19 protein-coding genes, 2 tRNA genes and 1 pseudogene are annotated in these 22087 nt (G+C 66.3%); 13 read left to right on the top strand and 9 right to left on the bottom strand.

The annotated features are described in order from the left end of the window. The first annotated feature begins 3 nt into the window (after positions 1-3). From pgsA to D579_RS15185, 7 genes and pseudogenes are all read left to right on the top strand, one after another. Positions 4-555, top strand: coding sequence for a CDP-diacylglycerol--glycerol-3-phosphate 3-phosphatidyltransferase (gene pgsA, locus D579_RS0101155; RefSeq protein ID WP_018170035.1), 552 nt, complete (start codon positions 4-6; stop codon positions 553-555). Positions 556-630: 75 nt separating this feature from the next. Beyond that, positions 631-1980 (top strand): sensor domain-containing diguanylate cyclase, encoded by a 1350-nt coding sequence (locus tag D579_RS0101160; protein WP_026289405.1) that lies wholly within the window; start codon positions 631-633, stop codon positions 1978-1980. 42 nt (positions 1981-2022) lie between these two features. Continuing rightward, positions 2023-2098 (top strand) — tRNA-Gly (locus D579_RS0101165). 91 nt (positions 2099-2189) lie between these two features. Beyond that, positions 2190-2263 (top strand) — tRNA-Cys (locus D579_RS0101170). A 518-nt stretch (positions 2264-2781) separates the two neighbouring features. After that, positions 2782-3876, top strand: a complete 1095-nt coding sequence (locus D579_RS0101175) for a diguanylate cyclase (protein ID WP_018950843.1) — start codon at positions 2782-2784, stop codon at positions 3874-3876. A gap of 648 nt (positions 3877-4524) precedes the next feature. Continuing rightward, positions 4525-6969 (top strand): EAL domain-containing protein, encoded by a 2445-nt coding sequence (locus D579_RS0101180; protein WP_018950844.1) that lies wholly within the window; start codon positions 4525-4527, stop codon positions 6967-6969. 276 nt (positions 6970-7245) lie between these two features. Then, a pseudogene (locus D579_RS15185) lies at positions 7246-7431 on the top strand (nucleotidyltransferase family protein); the annotation flags it as partial. A 114-nt stretch (positions 7432-7545) separates the two neighbouring features. Here D579_RS15185 and D579_RS0101195 read toward each other — a convergent pair. From D579_RS0101195 to mgtE (D579_RS0101225), 7 genes are all read right to left on the bottom strand, one after another. Further along, positions 7546-7809 (bottom strand): BrnA antitoxin family protein, encoded by a 264-nt coding sequence (locus D579_RS0101195; protein ID WP_018938056.1) that lies wholly within the window; start codon positions 7807-7809, stop codon positions 7546-7548. 13 nt (positions 7810-7822) lie between these two features. Next, positions 7823-8101, bottom strand: coding sequence for a BrnT family toxin (locus tag D579_RS0101200; protein WP_018144151.1), 279 nt, complete (start codon positions 8099-8101; stop codon positions 7823-7825). Positions 8102-8122: 21 nt separating this feature from the next. Further along, complete coding sequence (locus tag D579_RS0101205; RefSeq protein WP_018950847.1) at positions 8123-9325, bottom strand: transposase; 1203 nt, start codon at positions 9323-9325, stop codon at positions 8123-8125. A gap of 164 nt (positions 9326-9489) precedes the next feature. Beyond that, on the bottom strand, positions 9490-9732 hold the full coding sequence (locus D579_RS0101210; protein WP_018950848.1) for a type II toxin-antitoxin system Phd/YefM family antitoxin: 243 nt from the start codon (positions 9730-9732) through the stop codon (positions 9490-9492). 263 nt (positions 9733-9995) lie between these two features. Continuing rightward, complete coding sequence (locus D579_RS15265; protein ID WP_018950849.1) at positions 9996-10469, bottom strand: pilin; 474 nt, start codon at positions 10467-10469, stop codon at positions 9996-9998. A gap of 521 nt (positions 10470-10990) precedes the next feature. Next, complete coding sequence (mgtE, locus tag D579_RS0101220; RefSeq protein ID WP_018950850.1) at positions 10991-12349, bottom strand: magnesium transporter; 1359 nt, start codon at positions 12347-12349, stop codon at positions 10991-10993. Between the two features lie 10 nt (positions 12350-12359). Next, positions 12360-13718, bottom strand: a complete 1359-nt coding sequence (gene mgtE, locus D579_RS0101225) for a magnesium transporter (RefSeq protein WP_018950851.1) — start codon at positions 13716-13718, stop codon at positions 12360-12362. A gap of 440 nt (positions 13719-14158) precedes the next feature. Between mgtE (D579_RS0101225) and D579_RS0101230 the strand changes: the two genes are divergently transcribed. The 4 genes from D579_RS0101230 to D579_RS0101245 all read left to right on the top strand — a co-directional run bounded on the left by D579_RS0101230 (position 14159) and on the right by D579_RS0101245 (position 19433). Further along, positions 14159-14875, top strand: a complete 717-nt coding sequence (locus tag D579_RS0101230; protein ID WP_026289407.1) for an ABC transporter ATP-binding protein — start codon at positions 14159-14161, stop codon at positions 14873-14875. Next, on the top strand, positions 14872-17430 hold the full coding sequence (locus D579_RS0101235) for an ABC transporter permease (RefSeq protein ID WP_018950853.1): 2559 nt from the start codon (positions 14872-14874) through the stop codon (positions 17428-17430). The genes D579_RS0101230 and D579_RS0101235 overlap by 4 nt, the downstream gene beginning before the upstream one ends. Positions 17431-17576: 146 nt before the next feature. After that, on the top strand, positions 17577-18713 hold the full coding sequence (locus D579_RS0101240; protein ID WP_026289408.1) for a lipocalin-like domain-containing protein: 1137 nt from the start codon (positions 17577-17579) through the stop codon (positions 18711-18713). A 174-nt stretch (positions 18714-18887) separates the two neighbouring features. Continuing rightward, on the top strand, positions 18888-19433 hold the full coding sequence (locus D579_RS0101245; RefSeq protein ID WP_018950855.1) for a transposase: 546 nt from the start codon (positions 18888-18890) through the stop codon (positions 19431-19433). A 142-nt stretch (positions 19434-19575) separates the two neighbouring features. Here the strand turns inward: D579_RS0101245 and D579_RS0101250 are convergent, their stop codons facing one another. After that, a complete protein-coding gene (locus D579_RS0101250) occupies positions 19576-19776 on the bottom strand; it encodes a PA3496 family putative envelope integrity protein (RefSeq protein WP_018145403.1) in 201 nt (66 codons plus the stop codon). A gap of 216 nt (positions 19777-19992) precedes the next feature. On the opposite strand from D579_RS0101250, the gene msrP reads away from it, so the two are divergent. After that, positions 19993-20967: a protein-methionine-sulfoxide reductase catalytic subunit MsrP gene (gene msrP / locus D579_RS0101255; RefSeq protein ID WP_018170015.1), complete on the top strand. Its 975-nt coding sequence runs from the start codon at positions 19993-19995 to the stop codon at positions 20965-20967. A 12-nt stretch (positions 20968-20979) separates the two neighbouring features. Beyond that, on the top strand, positions 20980-21627 hold the full coding sequence (locus D579_RS0101260; protein WP_018950856.1) for a sulfite oxidase heme-binding subunit YedZ: 648 nt from the start codon (positions 20980-20982) through the stop codon (positions 21625-21627). Positions 21628-21860: 233 nt separating this feature from the next. Here D579_RS0101260 and D579_RS0101270 read toward each other — a convergent pair. Further along, positions 21861-22087: integrase core domain-containing protein (locus D579_RS0101270; protein ID WP_018950858.1), on the bottom strand; the 227-nt coding region annotated here is incomplete at its 5' end.

The following is a 22087-nucleotide window of genomic DNA, read 5'->3' on the forward strand; positions in this document are numbered from 1 at the left end:
GCCATGTTTCCCCAATTGCCCACCTGGCTGACCTGGTCGCGGATCGTGATGATCCCGTTACTGGTGCTCGCGTTCTACGGCCTGTCCATGCCGCAGGGCGGAATCGTGGCGGCCATCATCTTCGCCCTGGCGGGCGTGACCGACTGGCTGGACGGCTATCTGGCCCGGCGCTGGGAGGTGACCAGTCGGTTCGGGGCATTCCTCGATCCAGTGGCGGACAAGCTGATTGTCGCCGCGGCCCTGGTGCTGGTAGTGGACCACAACCCCGAGCTCGGCATTGCGCTGGCCGCGATCGTCATCATCGGGCGCGAGATCGCGATCTCCGCGCTGCGCGAGTGGATGGCCGAGGTCGGCGGCAGCGCCAAGGTGGCGGTGTCCTGGGTCGGCAAGGTGAAGACTACCGCGCAGATGGTGGCGATCTTCCTGCTGCTGTGGGCCGAGCCCATTGTCGGCCTTCCGACGTTCGTGATCGGCGAGTGGCTGCTGTACCTGGCCGCCGCCCTGACCCTGGTCTCCATGATCCAGTACATGCTGGCGGCCGCACGCTCGCAGTAAGGGGCGGGGTGTTTGTCGGCCGGGGCTTTGGGGCTACACTGCGGACACCTGCCCGGTGCTGCGCGTGGACTGCCCATGCCCGTTTCTGATCTTGATCTCGACAACATGCAGACCCTGGAGGCCCTTCAGGGGCTGCTGCCGGGTTTTGTCTATCAATTGCGCAGGAAGCCCGATGGGCACTTCGACTATCCCTATGTGGGTGAAGTGGTGGAGGGCTGGTTCGGTGTGGATCGTGCGGCCCTCAAGAAGGATGGGGCGCCATTGTTGGACTGTATCCACCCCGAGGATCGCGACGCGGTGATGCGCAGCTCAATGGAATCGGCCGAGCATTCGGAGCCCTGGCTTCAGGAATTCCGCATGCAGTGCCGCGATGGCACAGTGATCTGGCTGTCCGCCTATGACACCGCGCGGCGGCTGGCGGATGGCACGATCATCTGGACCGGCTTCGCCACCGATATCACCACGCGCAAGGAGCTCGAGGCGGAGCTGCGCCAGAGCGAGGCGCAGTTCCGTGCCTTCGTCGAGACTGCCAGCGACGTGATCTATTCGCTGCGCCCGGACGGCGTGCTCACCTACGTCTCGCCCAACTGGACGGAGAACCTCGGCCATCCGGTCAGCGCGGCGATCGATCACTCGATCGACGAATACGTAGCCCCGGAGGATCTGCCCGCGTGTTACGCGTTCCTGCAACGGATTGCGGACAGCGGGAAGAAGGAAAGCGGTATCGAGTACCGCATCCGCCACCAGGACGGGCATTACCGCTGGCACACCAGCAATGTCTCGCCCGTGCTGGACGACGCGGGCCGGGTGACGGCGTTCCTCGGCATCGCTCGGGACATCACCGAGCGCAAGGAGACCGAGGCGCATATGCAGCGCCTGGCGCATTACGATCCGTTGACCGACCTGCCCAATCGGACCCTGTTTTTTCAGATCCTCGATCACGAGCTCACGGGGGCTCGCCGAATGGGTCAGCAGGTTGCGCTGATGTTCGTGGACCTGGACGAATTCAAGCCCGTCAACGACCAGCACGGGCATGCGGTGGGCGACATGCTGCTCCGCCTGGTGGCGCAGCGCCTGTCGGGTGGCTTGCGCGACAGTGATGTGGCCGCGCGCATTGCGGGCGACGAGTTTGTGGTGATGCTGCCTCGCTTCCAGTCGGTGGAGGAGAGCCGGGTGCATGCCGCGGCGATCGGCGAGAAGATCCGAGCCGTGCTGGCGGACCCGTTCAACTGCGACGGGATCGAGGTGCACATCTCCTGCAGTATTGGGGTCGCCTTGTTTCCGCTGGACGCGACGGACGGGCCCGCCTTGTCGCGCGCGGCGGATGCGGCGATGTACGTGGCCAAGAACGCCGGGCGCAACCAGGTGGTCGTATTCGACCGGGCAGTGCACGGCGCCGAGGCAATTGGCTACCGAGGGTATTGACCTGCGGGCAATCTGCGGTAGAATACGCGCCGATAACGAAGAGCGGGAATAGCTCAGCTGGTAGAGCACAACCTTGCCAAGGTTGGGGTCGCGAGTTCGAATCTCGTTTCCCGCTCCAACAGATTTTTGAAACCCCGGTTCGCCGGGGTTTTCTGTTTCGGCCTCTGGAGATGCGCCAGCATCTGTGGGGCCGAAACCCACCCGATACAGGCTGGGTGGCAGAGTGGTTATGCAGCGGATTGCAAATCCGTGTACGCCGGTTCGATTCCGACCCCAGCCTCCATCACTGCAGCACCCGCGAAAGGCCGCCCCTCGAGGCGGCCTTTCGCGTTTCCTGATCAGCAACGAGCGTCAGCCAGGCTCAAGGCCCGTGCGGGGCCGGGTCTCCAGGCGCCTCCTACATCGTCATCCCGGAAACCGTGCAGCGGTTATCCGGGATCTCCACGGTATGAGTGACCCGTACGTTGGGGCTGGAACGGCGTGTGGAGATCCCGGCTCTGCGCTGCGCTACGGCCGGGATGACGGGGAGGGGGCGCCACTGCCGGGATCACAATCGGGGTGCGCTCCGACCGGGATGACAGGGCAGGGGTAACGGAGCTCGGGAGGGTGATGTTCCCGGGAAGGCCTGGATCAAAGTGGCACGGGGCGGGCCATGCACGTCCCCAAATGGGCCCCGCCACTGGCTGACGATCGTTGCTAATCAGGTCGCGTTTTGGGAGCGTTGTCCTCGGGGCGGCGCGCGGATGCCAGGCTGGGACCCATCATGGGTATCTTCGTGACGCCTGAATGAGGAAAGGTGGAATGCAGGACGAAGCGATCGGCAGCGCACGAGCGGAGGCGGAACGGGTGGAGGCCCGCAAGCGGGGGGTATATCTCGTCGTATTGGCCGCCGGTATCGCGATCTTCCTGCTCAGTTGGGCCGTTCGCACACCGGGGGATGTCTTCCTCGCGTATCTCTATCCGTTGTTTGCGTTCGTCCTGGCCGCGCTGTTCGTAGCGGTGTGGCGGGCACCACAGGCCTTGCCGCGGCTGGAAGCCTGGATGCTGGCGATGGTGGCTATGATGATTCTCAGTCGTCTCGCGTGGCATTTCCACGCGGGCGGCCCCCTGGACGAGCACCTTCTGGTGCTGGCCGGCGGGCATTACTGGGCGGTTGGAATCGTGATCCTGGCCGCGTTCGTGATGCTTGAGCATCGCCGGGGGTTTCGGGCCGGAGTGGCCATCCTCGTGGTTGCCACCCTGATCGCCGCCTCCGGTGCCGCAGGGGAGTGGCTGCGTGGCGAGCTTTCGCGCGATGCGGGCGTCTATCTGGTGCGGGTGCATCTGTTTCTGGCTGTCTTGTTGGCCCTGGCCAGTGTCGCGACCTCCATGCGCGATACCGTCAAAGACGCTCTGGTGCGCAGCGAGGCGCTGGAACAGGCGGCGCAAACCGATCCCCTGACCGGTCTGGCCAATCGGCGGGCGGCCGAGTCCGTGCTGCAGCGGCATGCCGCCTCGGTCCGGCGCTACGGCGTGCCGGTCGCTGTGATCGGAATGGATATCGATCACTTCAAGGCGGTAAACGATACCCATGGTCATGCGATCGGCGATGCCGTGATCGCCGGCATTGCACGAATCCTGCGATCTTCGGTGCGCGAGCCGGATTCCGTCGCTCGCTGGGGAGGGGAGGAGTTCCTCATCGTGGCGCCGGAGATCGGCCGCGAGGGCGCCCTGCAACTTGCCGAGCGCTGTCGGGAGGCGATTGCCCGCGAACCGATCGCCGGGGTTCGCGTCACGGCCTCGTTCGGTGTAGCCAGCTTCGGCCCTCAGGACAGTCTGGATGCGGTCCTGAAGCGTGCCGACAAGATGATGTACCGCGCCAAGGAGGAGGGGCGCAATCGGGTCCTTCTTGGATGACGCCGCGCGCCTGGATCCAGCTATTGGGGTGCGGAGCCAAGCAAGCGCCTGATTAGCAACGAGCGTCAGCCAGTGTCGGGCCCATTCGGGGACGTTCATGGCCCGCCCCGGATTGCGTTGATCCAGGCCTTCCAGGGAATGTCACCATCCCGCGGCCTTCACCTCTGCCCTGTCAGCCCGGTCGGAGCCCACCCTGATGGTGATCCCGGCCGTAGCGCTCCCTCTCCGTCATCCCGGCCGTAGCGCAGCGCAGAGCCGGGATCTCCACGCGCCGGTCCAGCCCTAACGTACGGGTACCCCATGCCGTGGAGATCCCGGATAACCGCTGCGCGGTTTCCGGGATGACGAAGCAGGGGGGGCTGGAGACCCGGGCGTCCGCACGGCCCTTGAGCCTGGCTGGCTCTCGTTGCTAATCAGGAGAAGGAGTGGCATCTGACGCGCATCAATGGGCCGAGCATGGCACTATGCGGATGTCGGTCTTTCCAAGAGAGTGTCGTGCGCGCAACGGATTGCTCCCAATCGCCTCGAACGCGGCGGTCCCTCCGGAGGCGATCGAGGGACCTCCGCGTATTCCTCGGCCTCTCGTTTGTTGGCCTGCTGCTTGCCTCCTGGGCGCCGTCCTCCGCGGCCTCCGCGCCGGATTTGCGCGTGGGCGTGTACGACAACGCGCCCAAGGTCAGCGTGGACGAGCACGGGGAGGCCGACGGCCTGTTCGTCCGCCTGCTGGACTCCATCGCCCGCCGCGAGCATTGGCAGATCGAGTACGTCCCCTGCGAATGGGCGCAATGCCTTGCCGATCTGCGCGAAGGCCGGCTGGATCTGATGCCCGATGTGGCCCGGACCGGCACCCGCGAGGCATTCTTCGACTTTCACCAGATTCCGGTCGTCCAGGGCTGGAGCCAGGTATACGCGTTCCCGCAGTCGGGGTTCGGCAGTCTGGAATCCATGGGTTCTCGGCGCATCGCCGTGCTGGAGGGTTCGGTGCAGGAAAGCCACTTGCGCCGGCAACAAATTGGCAACCCGGGTCTCGAGTACCAACTGGTTCCCTACAGCGATCTCCCAGCGGTGCTGGCCTCGGTGCCGGCCGGCGAAGCCGATGCCGCCGTCAGCAATAACTTCTACGGACGCCAGCACGCCCGCGCCTACGGGCTGGTGGAGACGCCGATCACCTTCGGCCAGGTGGGTCTGCACTATGCGGCCGCGCCGGGCGCACAGGCGGAGCGTCTGGCACTGATCGACGCCTATCTGGAGCGCTGGAAGCCCCTGGCGGGCTCGCCCTACCAGGAGGCCCTTGAGGCCACGCTGCTCGCGCAGGACGAGCCGGGCCTTCCGGGCTGGGTGATGTGGGCTCTGCTCGCAGCGCTGGCTCTGGTAATGCTGTTGGCGGTGATGGGCGTGTTCCTGCGCTGGCAGGTGCGTCTGCGTACCAGTGAGCTAAGGGCGGTCAACCAGCGTCTTGAGCACGTGCTGGACAGCGGACCTGCGGTGACCTACCAGCTCGATGCCCGTACCTTCGAGCCCTTGTGGGTTAGCCCCAATCTGCAGCGCCTGTTCGGGATTGAACCTGCGAGCGCGATGCGTCCTGGTTGGTGGGAACACCAGTTGCACCCCGAGGACCGAGCGAATGCGCTGCGCGAGAATCAACGCCTCCTTGAGGATGGTGAGATCGTGCGCGAGTTTCGCCTGTTCGATGGCTGGGGCAAGCTGCGCCACGTACGTGACGAGATACGCGTGGTGGCGAGCGATAACGTGCGCGGCGGGCAGGAAATCGTCGGCAGCTGGACCGACCTGACCGCCAGCATGGAGCAGAAGGAACAGCTGCGGCAGATGACGCACTACGATGCGCGTACCGGCTTGCCCAATCGCGCCCTGTTGCAGGACCGTCTGGGCCACACGGTGGAACGCGCCATGGCGGACGGCGAGGCGCGCTGGGTTGTGCTGATGGATCTGGACCGCTTCCGCAACGTGAACGAGACCCTGGGGACCGCGGCGGGGGATATCGTGTTGCAGGGCATTGCACAGCGCCTGAGCCAGGCCCTGTCGCCCGAGGACACGGTAGCCCGTATCGGTGCCGACGAGTTCTGCCTGATCATCGAGAGCCCGCCCGAGGAAGCCCTCGGCACCTTCGTGCAGTCGCTGATCGATACCCTGCGGGCCCCCTTCGAGATCGCGGGGCGCGCGCTGGTGCTCACGGCGAGTGTCGGTGTGGCGCGTTTCCCCGACGACGGCCAGACGCGCGAAGAGCTCCTGACCGCCGCCGAGCTGGCGATGCAGGATGCGCGGCGCCGGGGAGGGGACAGCTGGTGCGCCTACGACGCCGAGATGGGCACCCTGACCGAGCATCGGCTGTTCCTGGAAAACGACTTGCGGCAGGCCATCGTCAACCACGAGTTCGTGCTCCACTTCCAGCAACAGTTCAACCTGGCCAGTGGCGAGTGCGTGGGGGTCGAGAGCCTGGTGCGCTGGAACCATCCGCACCGGGGCATGGTATCCCCCGCAGAGTTCATCCCGCTGGCCGAGGAGACCGGCCTGATCCAGGCGATCGACCGCTGGGTGCTGGAGGCGGCCTGCCGCCAGCTCGCAGCCTGGGACGAGGCGGGCCGGAACATCCCGATGATCGCCGTAAACTTGTCGGCGCGCGAGCTGCACGACGAGCAACTCGTCACCACCGTGCGCGAGACCCTGGGGCGCTTCGCCATCGCGCCCGAACGCCTGGAGGTCGAGCTGACCGAAACCATGATCATGGAGTACCCCGAGCGCGCCCTGGCGGTCCTGCGTCGGCTGGACAGCCTCGGCGTGCGTCTGGCCATGGACGACTTCGGCTCCGGCTACTCCAACCTCGCGCACCTGCGTCGCCTGCCGCTGCACCGCCTCAAGGTCGACCAGTCGCTGGTACGCGACATCGGCCATTCCCGCCACAACGAATCCATCATCCGCGCGATCATCGCGCTGGCCGCCGCCCTGGAACTGGACCTCATCGCCGAGGGCGTGGAAGAAGAACCCCAGCGCGCCTTCCTGCTGCAGGAAGGCTGCGCCATCGGCCAGGGATTCCTGCTCCACCGCCCGGCACCGGCCGCTGATTTGTTTCGCTAATCGTGTGGTGAGGGAGTTTCTGAGCGGCGAGGTGATCTAGCCAGGCGTGAGCGCCTGGAGTAGGCGGCGAGTGAAGCCCGGACGGATGCCATATTCGTACCCAGTTGAGTGATTGGTGGATGGATGACTTTCCGCGTGACGGCAGCCCATGATCAGGATGCGCAGTTGGCCCTGAACCGCGTCACGAGTTTGGCATCCGAGGCGGCGGAGATTGAGAGGGAAGAGCTTTGGGGGACGTCTGAAGTGATTTGGTTCGGTTCATGAGCCAAGGGAACCGCCCGGCCGCATTCCGATATCGACCTGGCTGTGATCCCTTCGGGGAAGGCAACAAGCCAGTATTGGGGCCGACTTCGTGAGCGCACCGAGGAGCTTCCGGCGCTGTACAGCTTTGACCTGGTGGATATCAGCGCGGCAAGCGAGACGTTGCGCTCGGAGATCGAACAGTACGGGGTGCGGGTGTGACTGCGCGGGTCGGTTTCACTCGATAGCGCGTCGGGCTTTAAGGCTGTGCAGGGGGCGGACCCGAGGGGAGTGATCAAGGGTCCAACACCTGGCGTCCTGCGATGCGACGGCAATTCAGGACTTCGTCGTTGGATGATGCTCCCGGAGCCATTCTTTCAGGGCACCATCCATGCGGGTTTGCCAGCCCTTTCCGGTCGCGCGGAAGGCCTCCACAACCTCCGGCGACAGGCGAATCGTGATCCGTTCCTTGGTGACCACCATTGGGGGGCGGCCGGGGCGCCGCAGTGCCCGCGCTTCGTCCTCGTCAGGCGCGTGTGTCTCCGGGTCCGCTTCGATGCCGGCCTCAATCGCCGTTTCCTCTTCCGGGTTGTTCAGCAAGACCCGACGGCCATTACGTAGCGTCAACGATCTGGACATAACGACTGATCTCCCGGTTATTCGCCTTGCGCAGGCTGATGATTCTTCGCACATTCTCTCGGTCCGTGAAGATGACGCAGTACAAGCGATCACCCATCAGGGCGTATCCCAGCATGCGACATTCGCCGTAGTCCTTTCGACGATCCTCCATGGCCAGAAGGGTCTCCCACTCCAGGCTCACGGCCAGCGCGAGTGAGACCCCGTGCTTGGCCTGATTCGCGGCATCCTTGTCCGCGTCGAACTCAATCTCCATTTGATTATTGTATGTACAAAATCATTGCTGGGCCAATGGCTGGTCTTGGTTCCGGGGGGGGGGGGGGGGGCAGGCGGCCGACCGAGGGAAGAGCTGCCGGGCGGCCGCCATGCCTCGCAGATAGCGCGTTTGGCGGGCATCGCACCGGGCCGTGAGATGGGTCGGTGTTCCGATGGCGCTGCCGAATTGCTGCAACATGCGGCTGGCCGCACGGATGAACTGATCGGGATCGATGCCCAGACGCGCCAGCAGGGGCGGGGTGCCATCGTGGATGAAGCCGCGCTTGTCCTCGCGGATGACGCGCCCCGTTGCCTCCACGAGATCCATATAGTCCTCGAAGCCGAAGGGCACGGCGCACTCCGCGCGGCCAGTGGCGTCGAATGGAAGTAGCGGGGCGCTGACCAGTTCGTCCAGGACCGTCTCCGGCTGCAAGGATTCTGTTTGGTGCGGAACGGATCGTGACCGGTTCCCTCGTGTGTCGGATCTCGTAGCGTTGGTGTGTCCCGGCGCCGTGCTGTCGCCTGGAACCGCGGGATCGGCGGCGGCGCGTTCGGCTACCGTTGTTCCATCCCCGGACGTCGCGCGCAGCACGGCAAGCCGTTCCGCGACCGAGGTGTACTCGGAGGCCTCCGGCGTGGGGGCCATCCCGGCCCGGATCGGGTTCAGGTCCACGTACACCATGGCCGTCAGGACCGCTTGCTCGTCGAGCAGGGCCTGGCTCTTGAAGCGTCCCTCCCAGAACCGTCCCGTCACGCGGTCCTCGGCGTTCGCCTGACGGGCGATCGACTCGTTCAGCACGCGCATGAACCACGACAGGTCAGCGAGTCGGGAGCGGTACGTCTCCACCCAGGCATCCACGATCTTCATCTCGGCCGCACCGAGCCGCTGTGGATCGGCCAGATACCGCTGCACCATCACCGGCCCCGAGAAGAGCTGCGTCCAGCGACGCAGGATCTCGTCGCGCTCCAGGGGCTCGACGCGCGCCTCGTCGACTCGCACAACGATATGGAAGTGGTTGCTCATGACCGCATAGGCTGCGATATCGACGGCGAAGACCGACGCAAGCTGCTTCAGACGATCGGCGATCCAGCCGCGGCGATGCTCAAAGGATCGCCCGGAGTGGGCATCGTGCCCGCAGAGAAACGCGCGGCGGACGCAGCGGGAAACGACGTGGTACCAGGGCGTGTCATCCAGAGAGACGAGGGTCGAGCGGGGCTGGGTCATGATGAACTCCTTCCGTGGAGTAGGTCTTGCATTAACGCAGGTTCGTTACGTTCCTGTCGTTAGGATAGTGAATGCCTTGGAGATTTTCAGGGCGTAGCGAAACCGCGTTCCAGGGTTCCGTTAGAGCGGGGCGAGCAAGGTGGGTTTGCCCGAGGTTCGGCGCATCAGCAGCGGGCATCGTCACGGACTCGCCGCATGAAGCTCTCATCGGTCCGGTTGTGCTGGGTATCCGTTACTTGGCGGAGCGCATGCGCATCGATCGGTTTCTTGGGGGCGGTGGCGCTGGAAAGGCGCGCGATGGCCTTGCCGTGCTTGCTGATGAAGATGGATTCACCTGAAGCGGCCCGTTCCCCCTGTTCGCTCAGGTGGGCTTTGGCGTTCGCCAAACTAACCGTCGTCTTGGACATTCCGCACTCCCCTGACCATGTAGATGGTCAATCGTACCTTGGCGCAACCGTCCGAGAAATCGGTTGGCGTGAGGGACGGGTTGCAGACGCGGGACTGGCGGCCGATTGCTTCGGCGAATCCGGCTTATGTCAATAAAGTGGGTGTCCCAGAGAGGACAGGAGGATGCACAAAGTGGGTGTCCCAGAGAGGATGCATAACGAAAAAGCCCCGGCACGATGGCCGGGGCTCCAGTACTGAGTGGGTGTCCTTACCCTCTTGTTACTTAGTCACTTCCGGGAGTTTCGCCTCGGCAATTACCCGGGGCATGCGACTCATTACCGAGATTCTGGGAGCAAGTCCAGCCAGTGATCCGAACGGGGTCGGTGCCTTCGGTCTCCGGGGTATAAGAGATGGTTCCGCTCGCGATCGCATCATCGTGCATGGTGACCGTGATGCGAGTTCCATCCCACACAAGATCGCTAACAAATTGCGTTTCGTCAAAGTCTTCAGTGTTGCCGGCTTGAGCGGCCTCGGGTAGGTCGCCAGTGGACTGAACAAATTCCGAAATATCTGTACGCAAGGAGCTCGCCGCAAGGAGTGCTTCAGAAACTTGAGCACGCGCCGTGTAGTTTTGATAAGCCGGCAAAGCAATCGCCGCCAAAATCCCGATAATCGCCACGACGATCATCAGTTCGATAAGAGTAAAGCCCTGTTGGGCCTTGGGCTTGTTGATTCCTGCGCGCATGGCTTGATGCATGGTCGTACTCCCTTGATGTGATGAAAGCTGGGCCTTCGGCCCGGCCACCCCGTGGGCAGCTGTCTGAGGAGATGCATTGGGCGTGCCAAGAGTGCGGGAATGCGTGAAAACGGCGCCCGGGCGCGGTGTGGCCTGCGGCATGGGTTACGCACGCGCGCTTCCCGGGTGTGTCACGTGACCAAAATGGTCATGTGAAGTGACGCACGTTGTCACCCTGGGGGCTGGGGTGCCTCTGGTTGTCATGGCCGGGGGTCTTGATCTTGGGGTGTTCGAGCGGGGGAGATCCCGGCTCTTCGCTGCGCTACGGCCGGGATGACGGGGGGGTGGTGCGGTGTCCGGGATGACGCGGAGGGGTGTTGGTGAGGTCGTGATCGCCTCGAGCTCGACTCCTGGCGTTCGGGGCAGTTCGTAGGGTGCGTTGAGCTTGGCGAAACGCACCGGGCGTTGGGGGTGGGGCGGGGTTGATGCGATTCGCTTTGCTCATCGCATCCTACGGGGGTGGGGTATGGGGGTTGGGGGAGCTAGAGGCCGAGGATGGCGACGGCGGTGGCGAAGTAGATGGTGATGCCGACGACGTCGACGACGGAGGTGATGAGCGGGGCGCTGGCGACGGCGGGGTCGACGCCCAGGCGGGTGAGGGTGAACGGCAGCAGCAGGCCGAACAGGGAGCCGAACAGGACGACCAGGAACATGCCGAGCGCGATGGCGTTGGCGACCTCGAGGCTGCCCAGCCAGTAGCCGGAGAGCCAGATGGCGCCGGCCAGGGTGGCGCCGAGGGCGGAGGCGACCAGGATTTCCTTGCCGCCCAGGCGCCACCAGTCCTGGGGCTTGATGTCGTTGGTGGCGAGCGAGCGCACGACCAGGGTGGAGGCCTGGGCGCCGGCGTTGCCGCCGGAGGCGATGACCATGGGCAGGAAGAAGATCAGCGCGACGACGGTCTCGATGGCGGCCTCGAAGTGGGCGATGGCCAGGCCGGAGAGGATGTTCACGGCGACCAGGATGACCAGCCAGCCGATGCGCTTGCGGTAGAGCAGCTGCATGCTGGCGTCGCGCAGCGAGAGCACGACGTCGCCCACCGCGGCCATGCGGTGGAAGTCCTCGGTGGTCTCGGCGCGCAGCACGTCCATCACGTCGTCGACGGTGATGATGCCCAACAGGTGGCCGTTGTCGTCGACCACCGGGAGGACGTCCAGATCGTAGTGGCTGATGCGGTGGGCGGCCTCTTCGCGGTCTTCCTCCGCACTGATGCTGACGACATCGGTGTTCATGCGCTCGCGCACGCTGGTGGTGGGGCGCGACAGCAGCAGCCCCTTCAGGCGCACCCAGCCGAGCAGTTCGCCGGTGGGCGTGACCACGAAGATGGTGTTGATGGTCTCGGCCAGGTCGCTCTGTTCGCGCAGGTGATCCATCGCCTCGGCCACCGACCAGTCGGGCTGGACCGTGGCGAACTCGGGCGTCATCAGGCGCCCGGCGCTCTCCTCCGGGTAGCCGAGCAGGGTTTCCAGGGCCTCCTGGTCTTCGTCCGGCAGGGTCTCAAGCAGGGATTCCGCCTGTTCGTCCTCCAGCCCGTCGATCACCGAGACCGCGTCATCGTAGGACAGGGCCGCGACCAGGCGGCTGGCATGCTCGTCGTCCAGCGCCTGAAACACGCGGGACTGGTGGTCCGATTCCAGGTGGGCGTAGATATCCGCGGTGCACTCGACATCCAGGCGCTGGAAGAAGGCCTCCATCTGTTGGGCCGGCAGGGCCTCCAGGGCGTCGGAGAGATCCGGCGCCGCGTGCTCGGCGCACAGGCTCTGCAGGGCCTCGGCGGTGGGCGCGGTCAGCGCGGTCTGCAGGGCCTGGGGCAGGGTGTCGAGATCCGGTTCCGTGGGGCTCATCCGGGAGGTCCTATGGGATTGCCAGGCCGAGCAGGGCGGTGGCCAGCGTGAAGTAGATGAGGATACCGCCGATGTCGGCGAGCGAGGTGACCAGCGGTACGCTGGCGGTCGCCGGATCGAGGCGGAACTTGTTCAGGACCACCGGCAGCAGCATGCCGAGGATGCTGGCCACGGTGACGATGATGGTCATCGACAGCGCGACCAGCAGCGCGATCTCCGGCCCGCCGCGCCACAGCCCGACCAGCGATACCGCGACACCCATGCTGAGCCCGAGGGTCAGGGACACGCCCATCTCCTTGGCCCAAAGCCGGAGCCAGTCCCTGGCCGTGACCTCGCCGGTGGCCATGGCGCGCACCATCAGCGTGGAGCTCTGCGCGCCGGCGTTCCCGCCGGAGGCGATCAGCAGCGGCAGGAAGAACACCAGCACCACCACCGCCTCGATGATGTCCTCGTACTGGGAGATCATCAGCGCGCCGATGGTGTTGAAGGCGACCAGACCGAGCAGCCAGCCGATGCGCTTGCGATAGAGCAGGAACGGGCTGGCCTCCTGCGGGGACAGCGGCAGGGTGCCCACCGAGCCCAGCTTGTGGAAGTCCTCGGTGGACTCGGCCTCGATCAGGTCCATCACGTCGTCCACTGTGACCACGCCCAGCAGTTCGCCGATCTCGCCGACCACCGGCAGGCTCTCCAGGTCGTAGTGCTGGATGCGGCGGGCGGCCTCCACCGCGTGTTCGGAGACGGCGATGGTGATCGGGTCGGCTTCGCCCAGCAGTTCGCGTACCGGACTGTCGGCGCTGGCGCGCAGGAAGTGGCGGATGGGTATGGCGGCCAGCAGCACGCGGTCCTGGTCGACCACGAAGATCACGTTGTTGGAGTGCTCGTCCGCGTTGCGGCGGATGAAGGCCAGGGCGCGCTTGAGCGTCCAGTCGGGATCGACCGCGACGACATCCGGCGACATCACGCGGCCGACCGAGTCCTCCGGGTAGTTGAGCTGCTTGAGTGCGCGGCGGATCGCGCGAAACGGCAGCAGGCGCAGGTAGCCGCGCAGGGTGTCCGGGTCCAGGGTCTGCAGCAGGGCGGTGAGATCGTCCGCCTCCATCTCGGAGAGGATGAAGCGGGCGTCCTCGCGCGGCGAGGCCTCCAGCAGGCGGATCTGGTGCCCGGTGTCGAGGTAGGCAAAGACGTCCGCCTTGCGCCCGGGGGGCAGCAGGTTGAAGACGGCGATGAGGTCTTCCTCGCCCAGCTCCATCAGCGCGTGGGCGATATCCTGCACGCGCATGTAGTCGAGCAGCTCGTGGAGCCCGTCGCGGTCGTCCAGACGCAACAGCTCCTTCAGCTCGATGATGGACTGCTCGAGGTGAAGCTCCATGCCCTTCTCCCGGCGGCATCGGGGCAGCGCGCGGACTGTGCACGGGCACAGGCCATCGCGGCGCCGCACGAATGCGGTGAATGGTGCAGGTTCGGGTCGGGCGGGGCCCGGCCGTTCCCGGCTCTTTGATCAAAGAGGCCTGACGGGAAGCGACCGGTTAGGGAACGGACGCTTGCCGCTAGGCGCAGATAGATCGGCTGCGTGATCGGCGTGTCAAGGCGCGTTCCCGTGTGTGGAGATGCTGCTTATTCTAACGGATGGCGGCCGTCAATCAACCGCTTGTGCAGGGTTTTGAAACATTCATCTACTCTTCATGGTCTGTGATGGGCCGGAGAGTGTGGGGCGTTCGGTGAGCGCTGTTCGCCTGCGAGCAGGCGCCTACGGTGGGCTTTTCCTGCCGTGTAGAGGCGAAGATTCGTGTGATTGAAAAGGTGTATGCGATGGAGCATCAAGGCTCGGTAGAAGGCGTGGTGCTGTCTCTGACCGATGTGGCGTTTGCCTACCCCGGCGAGGGCGAGGTGCTGCACGGTGTGGACTTCGAGCTGGCCCCCGGCGAGCGCGTGGCGATCGTGGGCGAGAGCGGGAGTGGCAAGTCCACCCTGCTGCATCTGGCGGCCGGGCTGGAGGCGGCGGATCGCGGCGCGGTGCATCTGGCGGGCGAGGCGCTCGCGGGGCTGGACGAGGCGGCACGCACGCGGCTGCGCCGGGCCCGCGTGGGGATTGTGTTCCAGTCGTTCCATCTGATTCCGACGCTGACGGCGCTGGAGAACGTGATGCTGCCGCTGGAGCTGGCAACGGGGGACGCGGCGGCCGAACGCCGCGAGCGCGCCGGACGCCAGCTGACGGCGGTAGGGCTGGGGGACAAGGGTGACCGGTATCCGGAGGCGCTGTCGGGCGGGGAGCAGCAGCGGGTCGCGATCGCGCGGGCGCTGGTGCACGAGCCGGCGCTGATCCTCGCCGACGAGCCGACCGGCAACCTCGACTCGCGCACCGGCGAGACGATATTCGGGCTGCTGCTGGAGCAAGTACGGGCGACCGGGTGTTCCTTGTTGCTGGTGACCCACAGCAATGAACTGGCGGGGCGACTGGATCGGGTGCTGACGATGCGTGACGGGGTCCTTCAGCCTTCGGAATCGGTGGAGGGGTTGCCGGCGTGAGCGGTCTCGTTCTGCGTGCGTGGCTGCGCGACTGGCGTCGGCGGCCGCTACAGCGGGTGCTGACGCTGGTTGGTGTGATCATCGGCGTGGCGGTGGTGCTGGCGGTGGATCTGGCGAACCAGTCCGCCCAGCGGGCCTTCGACCGCTCGATGGACGAGGTGGCCGGGGCCGCCACGCATCAGGTGCTGGGGCCGGCGAGCGGCTTCGACGAGGCCTTTTACCGCGATCTGCGCATGGCCGGGTGGCGGGATACGGCCCCGATCGTGGAGGGCCCGGCGCGACTGCCGGATGGCACGACGGTCTACGTGCTGGGCGTCGATCCGCTGGCCGAGGGGCCGTTTCGCGGGGCGGCCTCGGATATTGGCGATGCCCCGGTGCAGCGCCTGGTGACCGAGCCGGGGACGATCCTGCCGCCCGCCGGCTGGTTCCGGGCGAGCGGGGAGGCGCATGGGGCTCGATTGGCGCTGGACGCGGCCGGGGGCGAGCGCGAGGTCACGCTGATCGACCGTGCCGCCGAACGCGACGAGGACCCGAGTGATGCTGGGGGGGATGGCGCGTCTGAGGATGCGGGCGCCGCGCTCTGGGTGACGGATATCGCCACGGCGCAGGTATTGCTCGACCGGCTGGGGCGGCTGGACCGGATCGACGTGCGGCTGGCCGATCACGAGGTCGAGGCCCTGGTCGACGGATTGCCCGCGGAACTGGAGCTGGTGGCGGTCGAGAGCCGGGGCCAGGCCGCGCGCCAGCTGGCGCAGGCGTTCCGCATCAACCTCACGGCGATGAGCCTGCTGGCGTTGCTGATCGCGGCATTTCTGATCTACAACACGCAGACCTTTGCGGTACTGCGCCGGCGCGAGGTGATTGCCAGCCTGCGCCTGGTCGGTGTCGGGCGCCGGGCGATCTTCGGGGTGGTGCTGCTGGAGGCCCTGCTGGTCGGCGTGATCGGCACGCTGCTGGGCGCGCTGCTGGGGGTGGCCCTGGCGCAGGTCCTGGTCGCGCAGGTCGCGCAGACGGTGACGGACCACTTCTTCGCGGTGGCGGTGACCGGGGTGACACCGCGGCCATTGGCGCTGGCCGCGGTGCTCCTGCTGGGCGTGGGGCTGTCGCTGGCGGCTGCACTGGCCCCGGCCTGGGAGGCGGCGCGGGTGGCCAGCCCGGCCGGCACCGGGCGCGGAGGGCTGGAACGGCGTGCCCGTGGCTGGGCCGCGTGGTTGGCGCTGGCGTCTATCGTTCTGGTGCTGGCGGGCGTCGGGTTGATCGTGACCGGTGCCGGGGCGCTGGTGGGCGGGTTTGTCGCACTGTTCCTGCTGATTGCGGGGTTCGTGTTGCTGCTGCCCTGGGTGCTGGCGTGGACGCTGCGCGGCCTGGCGGTGCTGGTGCGCGGGGCGGCCCTGCCGCGCATTGCGGTCCGCAGCCTGGAGCGCAGCCTGTCGCGCAGCGCGCCCGCCACCTCGGCGCTGACCCTGGCGCTGGCGGCGGCCATCGGCGTGGCGGTTATGGTAGGGAGCTTTCGCGGCAGCGTGGAGCAGTGGCTGGGGCAGGCACTGACTTCGGACCTGTACGTGGTGCCGGCGGCCCCGGCTTCGGCGCGCGGTGGGGCGCGCCTTCCCGAGGACTGGACCGCTGACCTGGTGGCCCGGTCGGGTGCCGTGTCGGTCAGTTCCGGCACCAGCCAGGAGGTCGTCAGTGACCGGGGGCTGGTGGACCTGTACGTGGTGCGTCCGCATGCCGACTGGCTGGACTACCTGCCGCTACTGGAGGCGGCCGTGCCCCTCGAAGCGCTGGGGGCGCGGCTGGCCGCGGACGATGCCGTGCTGGTGACCGAGCCGTTTGCCGCCCATCACGACGTGGGGTTGGGCGATCGGCTTTCGCTGGCCGCGGCGGGGGGGCGGCGGGCATTCGAGATCCTCGGGATTTATCGCGACTACGGGAACCCGCAGGGCACGGTGCTGATGACGCAGGCGGCGTTCGTGCGCGGGGGCGTGTCCGCGGACGGGGTGGGCTCGTTCGGGCTGCGCCTGCCGGATGGTGCCGACGCCGAGCAGGCGGTGGAACACCTGGAGGCGTGGCTGGCGGCGCAGGACCACGCGGCGTTGGTGACGCGGCCGGGGGATATCGAGCAGGAGTCGATGGCGATCTTCGACCGGACCTTTGCGATCACGCATCTGCTGCGCGTGATCACGCTGGTGGTCGCGTTCATCGCCATCCTGGGGGCATTGATTGCGCTGCAGATGGAACGGGCGCGCGAGTTCGCCACGCTGCGCAGCCTCGGGCTGTTGCCCGGCGGCGTGCGTGGGCTGGTGGTGCTGCAGGGCGGGGTGCTCGGGGTATTCGCCGCGCTGGCGGCGATCCCGCTCGGGCTGGGGATGGGCTGGTTGCTGATCGAGGTGATCAACCGCGAGGCCTTTGGCTGGGGGATGGACCTGCGCCTGCCGTGGGCCGAGGTCGGGGAGACCGTACTGCTGGGCGTGGGGGCTGCATTGCTGGCGTCGGTGATCCCCGCCTGGCGGATGGCGCGGATGCGGCTGGTGCCGGCGCTACGGGAGGTACCGTGATGGACTGGATGGGGTATTGGATGACATGTGTGGGAGCCCCTGTGGGAGCGGGCCTGCCCGCGAAGCCCCTGCCCGCGCTGGATTCTGGCGGGACCCATTCGCGGGCAGGCCCGCTCCCACAGGGGCTCCTACAGGGGCTTCTGGTCATGTTATTGGTAGGGTTACTGGCCGCATGCGGGGGTGTGGAGCCGCCGGAAGGGGCCGATGCCGAGGTCACCGGCCTGCGGGTGAGTGAGGCACTGGGGGGCGAGGACACCACGGGTTTTCGCCGCGCGGACGCGCCGCGGACGTTCGAGTTTCCGCGCGATCATGGGCCGCATCCGGGGTTTCGCAACGAGTGGTGGTACCTGACGGGGAACCTGGACGGGCCCGAAGGCGAGCGTTTCGGATTTCACGTGACGTTCTTCCGCGTGGGGCTCGCGCCGGGGCTCGCCGGGGATCCGGCCTGGCACGAGTCGGCCTGGGCCAGCCCCGATCTGTGGATGGTGCATACGGCGGTGCTGGACCGTGACGCGGGGTTTCACGCATCCGAGGAGCGGTTCGTGCGCGATGGCGGCGGGCTGGCCGGGGCGACCGAGCCGGTGGGGCGTGTCTGGGCCGAGGATTGGGAACTGGCCGGGCTGGAGGGGGCGCGCTGGACGCTGCGCTTCACGGTCGAGGACTACGTGCTGTCCCTGGAGCTGGAGCCGGCGCGCGAGCCGGTGTTGCAGGGCGAGGCCGGCCTGAGCCAGAAGGGGCCGGAGCCGGGCGATGCCTCGTATTACTACTCGATGCCGCGTATCGCGGTGGCCGGCGAGGTGCGCCGTGCCTCGGGGGCGGCGCTGGACGTGACCGGGCAGGCGTGGATGGACCGCGAATGGAGTACCAGCGCGCTGGCGGAGGATCAGTCGGGCTGGGACTGGTTCGCGCTGCAGCTGGATGACGGGCTGGACGTGATGTATTACCAGTTGCGCCGCCCCGATGGCACGCCGCATGAGTTATCGAAAGGTCGCTGGATGCCGGCGAATGCCCAGGACGCCCTGCTGGAGCCGGAGCAGGTGCAGCTCGAACCCACCCGCTACGCCACCCAGCCGTCCGGCAACCGCTATCCGGTGGAATGGTCCCTGCGTATCGAGCCTCCGGGGGGCAGGCCGGCGCGCGAGTGGACCGTGGTGGCGGTGCGCGACGAGCAGGAGATGGACACGGTGGTCCGCTATTGGGAAGGGGCCGTGGATATCCTCGACGCGGATGGCGAGCCGGTCGGCCGGGGCTTCGTGGAGTTGACGGGGTATGAGGACGGGTGAAGGCCTTGGGTTGGGGGTGGCTCTGCCCCCGGGTGTTGATGCGATTCGCTCCGCTCATCGCATCCTACGAAAATTCTACCCGCCCTTGTAGGATGTGATGAGCGGAGCGAATCGCATCGCGTCGGAGCAGCACAAACATCGGTTCGAACCAATCCCAGGGAAGGGAGGCGACGGATGACGGATTATCGCCGTGTGCGCGTGCCGGGTGGCACGTATTTTTTCACTGTGAATGCGGCGGTTCGGGTAGGAAACACCCTGCTTACGGATCACATTGATGCGTTGAGAGACGCGTTTCGCGAGGTGCGGCATCGTCATCCGTTCGTGATCGACGCGATGGTGGTGTTGCCCGAGCATCTCCATTGTATCTGGCGCCTGCCGGACGATGATGCCTTGATCAGCCGCCGATGGCGGTTGATCAAGGCGCGGTTCTCGCGGTTGGTGTGTGCTGGCGAAGCGCGCACGCGTAGCCGGGCAAGACGCGGTGAGCGTGGACTCTGGCAACGCCGGTTCTGGGAGCATTGCATCCGCGACGAGGATGATTGGGTCCGCCATGTCGATTACATCCATTACAACCCGGTGAAGCATGGCTGGGCACGTTGTGTGGCCGAGTGGCCGTACTCCAGTTTTCACCGGTTTGTGCGGGCGGGTGTGTATCCGGTGGATTGGGGTGGCGTGCCGGAATCGGATGGCTTGGTTGTGGGGGAGGCCCGGGGTGATTGATGTATCCGAGTGATGCGATTCGCGGGGCTCATCACATCCTACGAGGGGACAAATGGATTCGTAGGATGCGATGAGCGGAGCGAATCGCATCAATGATGTGGCGGGTCTTGAAAATGGGGTGGCGGTGCGCGCCACCCCGGGGCTACCACTCCAGGGCTTCGTGGGCGGGGGCCAGGTCGAAGTCGTCCTCGAGGTGGGCGCGCAGGGCGCGTTCTTCCATCAGGCGTTCCAGGGCGCGGCGAGCGGCGTGGCGTGCCGGGCCGCGGTCATTGACGAGCTGGTTGTCGAACAGGCTGGCGATTTCGTCGGCACCATCGGCCACGTCGTCGATCGTCGGATCCATTGTCGGGTCTCCTGACAAGCCGGCCGGGCCACCCCGGACTGCGGTATCAGAAAAGCCTTATATATCGTTCCCGGCGCTGCGCAAGCAGAAAATTCTTATTGTTCGGCGGATTGTCTTATGGGCATGGCGCGCCGAACTCGGGACGCTGCTTCTGGTCCATCGTGCACGAGTGGCAGCGCTTCTCACTGTCATCCCAACCAGTCGCGAGGGCAGGCCATGCTGATCCGCACCCGACGTCGTTCCGAGTGTTCCCATAGCGAGATCACCCCGCCGGAGGTCTACGCGCGGCGGCGCGAGTTCCTGCGTGCCGGGGTCGGCTTGGGCGCCGGTCTTGCGCTGGGGGGACTGGGCATGGCGTTGCCGGCCTCCGCCGCGCTGCGCGGCTACCCGCTCGAGTTCGAGGGCAGCGACTACTCCACGGACGAGTCGAAGACCGCGTATGACGAGATCACCAGCTACAACAATTTCTTCGAAATGGGGCCGGGCAAGAGTGATCCCAAGACCTACGCCGACCAGCTGAAGACCGACCCCTGGACCATCACCGTGGACGGGCTGTGCGAGAACCCCGGCGAGTATGCGGTCGAGGATTTCATCAGCCCCTGGTCACTGGAGGAGCGGATCTATCGCATGCGCTGTGTCGAGGGCTGGTCCATGGTGATCCCGTGGATCGGCTTCGAGCTGAATCGCATCATCGAGAAGGCGCAGCCGCGCGGCGGTGCCCGCTATGTCGCCTTCGAGAGCATCTACGATCCGGACAACCTGCGCGGCCAGCGCCGCCGCCGCGGCAGTAGTGGCGGGCTCGAGTGGCCCTATACCGAGGGGCTGCGCCTGGACGAGGCGATGCATCCGCTGACGATTCTGGCCGTGGGGTTGTACGACGAGGTGTTGCCGAATCAGAACGGGGCGCCGATCCGCGTGGTGGTGCCGTGGAAGTATGGCTTCAAGAGCATCAAGTCGATCCAGCACATCCGTTTTGTCGAGGACCAGCCGCCGACCCTGTGGAATCAGGCGCAGTCCGACGAGTACGGTTTCTACAGCAACGTGAATCCGGACGTGGACCATCCGCGCTGGTCACAGCGCACCGAGCGCCGGATCGGCGAGTTCCGCCGCCGGCGCACGGAGATGTTCAACGGCTACGCCGATGAAGTCGCCTCGCTGTACGAGGGGATGGACCTGACGCGGTACATCTGACGCGGTGACGGCATGACGACCTCAACGCGCCGGGCGCGCGCCCGGCCACCGCGTGGCGTCTGGTGGGCGGTGCTGCTGGCCTCGCTGGTCCCGGCGGCCTGGATCGGCCTGCGTACGCTGGGCTGGTTCGACGGGCTGGGCGTGAACCCGATCGAGAAGCTGCTGGAACTCTCCGGCACCCACGCGATGATCGCCCTGCTGATCGCGCTGGCGGTCACACCGCTGCGGCAGATGACGGGGCTGGCGTGGATCGTGCGGCTGCGGCGCATGCTGGGGCTGGTGGCGTTCGGTTACGTGACCGTGCACGCCCTGATCTGGCTGGGGGTGGATCTGTTCTTTGACTGGGAACTGGTGCTCTACGACCTGACCGAGCGCCCGTTCGTGATGGTTGGCTTCGCCGCCTGGCTGATCCTGCTGGCGTTGACGCTGACCTCCACCGACGGCGCCCAGCGCTGGCTCAAGAAGAAGTGGGTCTGGCTGCACCGTGGGGTGTACCTGGCCGGCGTGCTGGCGGTGCTCCACTTCCTGTGGCTGGCCCGCGCCGACTACGTGGAGGTCGCCCTGTACGCGGCCATCCTCGCCTTTCTGCTCGGCTGGCGTGTCGTCTACCGCTGGCGGAGCCGCCGGCGCTTCCATGCCCGCCGCCGCACCCCCGCCTGAGCGTCCGGCTCAATTACCTTTTGTTGACCACGAAGGCACGAAGAAGGGTCGGGTCAAGGGCGTTCCTGATGAGCAACGAGCTTCCGCACATTGCCGGGAACGTTCGTCCAGGGGTTGGCTCCGTCCGCCGCGGGGAGCTGTTGGGCTCCGCGAGTCGCATCGTTTCCTGCATCGTGCCAGTTCCTTGATGGGATTCGCTGCGCTCATCCCATCCTACTGTCGACTTCCCCGGATTAGGTCCACGCATAACTAGAGGTTTCCGGGGTGTGTAACTGCCGGTATTCGACCGGCGTCAGGTCCCCCAGCGAATCGTGAGGGATGGTTTCGTTGTAGTCCTGCAGCCACTGCTCGGTGTGTTCCCGGACTTCGGTCAGCGTTCGGAAGACGTAGAGGTCCAGGACCCCGCGGCGGTAGCTGCCGTTGAACCGTTCGATGAAGCCGTTCTGCATCGGTTTGCCCG

The sequence above is a fragment of the Thioalkalivibrio sp. AKL12 genome (assembly GCF_000377925.1).
GTDB classification, from domain to species: Bacteria; Pseudomonadota; Gammaproteobacteria; order Ectothiorhodospirales; family Ectothiorhodospiraceae; genus Thioalkalivibrio; species Thioalkalivibrio versutus.

What these genes read in the sequence shown, in the direction of transcription:
- pgsA (WP_018170035.1), top strand. Translation starts at nt 4, where the DNA reads ATGTTTCCCCAATTGCCCACCTGGCTGACCTGGTCGCGGATCGTGATG.
- D579_RS0101160 (WP_026289405.1), top strand. Translation starts at nt 631, where the DNA reads ATGCCCGTTTCTGATCTTGATCTCGACAACATGCAGACCCTGGAGGCC.
- D579_RS0101175 (WP_018950843.1), top strand. Translation starts at nt 2,782, where the DNA reads ATGCAGGACGAAGCGATCGGCAGCGCACGAGCGGAGGCGGAACGGGTG.
- D579_RS0101200 (WP_018144151.1), bottom strand. Translation starts at nt 8,101, where the DNA reads ATGGAGATTGAGTTCGACGCGGACAAGGATGCCGCGAATCAGGCCAAG.
- D579_RS0101205 (WP_018950847.1), bottom strand. Translation starts at nt 9,325, where the DNA reads ATGACCCAGCCCCGCTCGACCCTCGTCTCTCTGGATGACACGCCCTGG.
- D579_RS0101210 (WP_018950848.1), bottom strand. Translation starts at nt 9,732, where the DNA reads ATGTCCAAGACGACGGTTAGTTTGGCGAACGCCAAAGCCCACCTGAGC.
- D579_RS15265 (WP_018950849.1), bottom strand. Translation starts at nt 10,469, where the DNA reads ATGCATCAAGCCATGCGCGCAGGAATCAACAAGCCCAAGGCCCAACAG.
- mgtE (WP_018950850.1), bottom strand. Translation starts at nt 12,349, where the DNA reads ATGAGCCCCACGGAACCGGATCTCGACACCCTGCCCCAGGCCCTGCAG.
- mgtE (WP_018950851.1), bottom strand. Translation starts at nt 13,718, where the DNA reads ATGGAGCTTCACCTCGAGCAGTCCATCATCGAGCTGAAGGAGCTGTTG.
- D579_RS0101230 (WP_026289407.1), top strand. Translation starts at nt 14,159, where the DNA reads ATGGAGCATCAAGGCTCGGTAGAAGGCGTGGTGCTGTCTCTGACCGAT.
- D579_RS0101240 (WP_026289408.1), top strand. Translation starts at nt 17,577, where the DNA reads ATGTTATTGGTAGGGTTACTGGCCGCATGCGGGGGTGTGGAGCCGCCG.
- D579_RS0101245 (WP_018950855.1), top strand. Translation starts at nt 18,888, where the DNA reads ATGACGGATTATCGCCGTGTGCGCGTGCCGGGTGGCACGTATTTTTTC.
- D579_RS0101250 (WP_018145403.1), bottom strand. Translation starts at nt 19,776, where the DNA reads ATGGATCCGACGATCGACGACGTGGCCGATGGTGCCGACGAAATCGCC.
- msrP (WP_018170015.1), top strand. Translation starts at nt 19,993, where the DNA reads ATGCTGATCCGCACCCGACGTCGTTCCGAGTGTTCCCATAGCGAGATC.
- D579_RS0101260 (WP_018950856.1), top strand. Translation starts at nt 20,980, where the DNA reads ATGACGACCTCAACGCGCCGGGCGCGCGCCCGGCCACCGCGTGGCGTC.